Annotated in this window: 3 protein-coding genes; all 3 read left to right on the top strand. The window is 73.7% G+C overall.

Annotated features, from left to right (window positions below; all coding sequences use genetic code 11):
* Nucleotides 1–212: 212 nt before the first annotated feature.
* Nucleotides 213–1355 (top strand): sensor histidine kinase, encoded by a 1143-nt coding sequence (locus ACWCO3_RS33465; RefSeq protein WP_450013944.1) that lies wholly within the window; start codon nucleotides 213–215, stop codon nucleotides 1353–1355.
* On the top strand, nucleotides 1352–2008 hold the full coding sequence (locus tag ACWCO3_RS33470) for a response regulator transcription factor (RefSeq protein WP_450013946.1): 657 nt from the start codon (nucleotides 1352–1354) through the stop codon (nucleotides 2006–2008). The genes ACWCO3_RS33465 and ACWCO3_RS33470 overlap by 4 nt, the downstream gene beginning before the upstream one ends.
* Before the next feature lie 110 nt (nucleotides 2009–2118).
* The coding region (locus tag ACWCO3_RS33475; protein WP_450013948.1) for a signal recognition particle protein at nucleotides 2119–2980 on the top strand (862 nt) is incomplete at its 3' end.

Raw genomic sequence — 2980 nt, forward strand, 5'->3', positions numbered from 1 at the left:
GCCGGATCGAGCAACTCGGCGCACCCGCCGACCTGTACGAGTTCCCCGCCACCGCGTTCGTCGCGAACTTCCTCGGCCAGTCCTCGCCGCCGCGACCCGGCGCGCGGAGAAGCGGCAGGCCCGCTGGTGGCCGCTGATACGTCGGCGGACGTAGCGACGGTGCCGTCGCTGGACGCACGACGGGTGCCCCCGGCGCGGGCAGAATGACGGCCATGCGACCAGGCGGGCGGTGGGGATGGCCGGATGCGGTGCCGGCCCTGGTGCTGCTCGCGTTCGGGTTGCTCGCCACCGGGCTGGCCGGTGACAACCAGCCGGGGTCCAGGCCGGTGGACGCCGCCTGCCGGGTGCTGATCGCGGTCGCCGCGCTCGCCCTGCTGTTCCGGCGGCGCGCCCCGGTGGCCACCCTCGCGGTGATCACCGTGGCTAGCTCGACGTACCTGGTGCTCGGTTACCCGTACGGACCGATCCTGCTCACGTTCCTGCTCGCGGTGTACACCGTGGCGGTGCGACTGCCGGTGCGCCCGGCGGCGCTCGCGGCCGGCGGCGCGTTCGTCCTGTTGGTGGCGCACGTCTTCGTCGCCCGGGGGCCGGCGCCGGGTTGGGCGGGAGTGCTGCCCGCCTCGGCCTGGGTGGTCGTACCGTTCGCGGTGGGCGTGGTGGTGCGGGTCAACCGTGAGTCGGCCGCGCGTACCCGCGCCGAGGAGGCCCGCACCCGCGCCGAACAGGCTCGGCGGCAGGCCGACGAGGAGCGGCTGCGCATCGCGCAGGAGGTGCACGACGTGGTGGGGCACGGCTTGGCCGCGATCAGCATGCAGGCGGAGATCGCCCTGCACCTGCTGCCGAAACGGCCGGAACAGGCGGAGACCGCGTTGACCGCGATCAGCCGGACCAGCCGGGAGGCACTCGACGAACTCCGGGTCACCCTCGGCGCCGTACGGCAGGGCGCCGAGCGCGGGCCGGTGCCCGGCCTGGCCCGGCTCCCGGCGCTGCGCGACCGGCTCGCCGGTGCCGGGCTCACCGTCGAGACGCGGGTGACCGGCGACCCTCGGGAGTTGCCCGCAGCGGCGGACCTGACCGCGTACCGGGTGGTGCAGGAGGCGCTGACCAACGTGCTGCGGCACGCGGGGGTGACCAGCGCCGAGGTGACCGTCGACTACCGCGCCGACGAGGTGACAGTCGAGGTCACCGACCGGGGGACGGGCACCGGGGCCGCAGTGTCGGGCGGTGGGGACGGGCACGGTCTGGCCGGGATGCGGGAGCGGGTCGAGGCGCTGGGCGGGCGGTTGGACACCGGGCCGCGCTCCGGCGGCGGATTCCGGGTGTACGCCCGGCTGCCCGTGGAGCCGACCACGTGATCCGGGTGCTGGTCGCCGACGACCAGGACCTGGTCCGGCTCGGCCTGCGCGCGCTGGTGGAGAGCGAGGACGACCTGGCGCTCGCCGGTGAGGCCGCCGACGGGCTGCGGGCTGTCGAGCTGGCCCGGCGGGAACGGCCGGACGTGGTGCTGATGGACATCCGGATGCCCGGCATCGACGGCATCGAGGCGACCCGGCGGATCGTCGCCGATCCCGACCTGACCGGCACGCGGGTGGTCGTGCTCACCACCTTCGAGCTGGACGAGTACGTCTTCGACGCGTTGCGGCACGGCGCGAGCGGGTTCCTCACCAAGGACACCCGGCCGGTCGACCTGCTGCGCGCGATCCGGCTGGTCGCCGAGGGGGAGGCGCTGCTGTCGCCGTCGGTGACCCGCCGGGTGGTGCGGGAGTTCGCCACGCGGCCGTCCCGGGTGCTTCGCCCGCACCCTCGGCTGGAGGCGCTCACCGACCGGGAGCGCCAGGTCGTCGGCCTCGTCGGTGAGGGCCTGAACAACGAGGAGATCGCCGCCCGGTTGGTGGTCAGCCCGGCGACCGCGCGGACCCACGTCAGCCGGGCGATGGGCAAGCTGGGAGCCCGGGACCGGGCCCAGCTCGTCGTCTTCGCGTACCAATCGGGGTTGGTCTCGGGGTGAGGCCCGGGCCGCCAGCGGCCTTGCGGGTGGCCGGTTACCCTAGCGGTGGCCGGACTCCGCAGTGCCGGCCGGGTTGTGCCCGCCGGAACACTGACAAACGGGATGTTCGCGTGTTTGACACCTTGAGTGACCGCCTGTCCGGGATCTTCACCAAGCTCCGCGGCAAGGGGCGGCTCACCGACGCCGACATCGACGCCACCGCGCGCGAGATCCGCCTCGCGCTGCTGGAGGCGGACGTCGCGCTGCCGGTGGTCAAGGGCTTCATCGCGGCCGTGAAGGAGCGGGCCCGCAGCGCGGAGGTCTCCCAGGCGCTGAACCCGGCCCAGCAGATCATCAAGATCGTCAACGAAGAGCTGATCAACGTGCTCGGCGGCGAGGGCCGGCGGCTCCAGTTCGCCAAGCAGCCGCCGACCGTGATCATGCTGGCCGGTCTCCAGGGTTCCGGTAAGACCACCCTGGCCGGCAAGCTGGCCCGCTGGCTCAAGGGCCAGGGGCACCAGCCGCTGCTGGTCGCCGCCGACCTCCAGCGCCCCAACGCCGTCGGGCAGCTGCAGGTGCTCGGTGGCCGGGCCGGTGTCGAGGTGTACGCCCCGGAGCCCGGCAACGGCACCGGTGACCCGGTGCAGGTGGCGCGCGCGTCGATCGAGCACGCGAAGCGCGCCGCCCGCGACATCGTCATCGTCGACACCGCCGGCCGGCTCGGCATCGACGCCGAGATGATGCAGCAGGCCGCCGACATCCGCGACGCCGTCTCGCCGGACGAGGTCATCTTCGTCATCGACGCGATGGTCGGTCAGGACGCCGTCCGCACCGCCGAGGCGTTCCGTGACGGCGTGGGCATCACCGGTGTGGTCCTCTCCAAGCTCGACGGCGACGCCCGTGGTGGTGCCGCGCTGTCGGTGCGTGAGGTCACCGGGCAGCCGATCCTGTTCGCCTCCACCGGTGAGAAGTTGGAGGACTTCGACGTCTTCC

Source organism: Micromonospora sp. NPDC002411 (assembly GCF_053592955.1).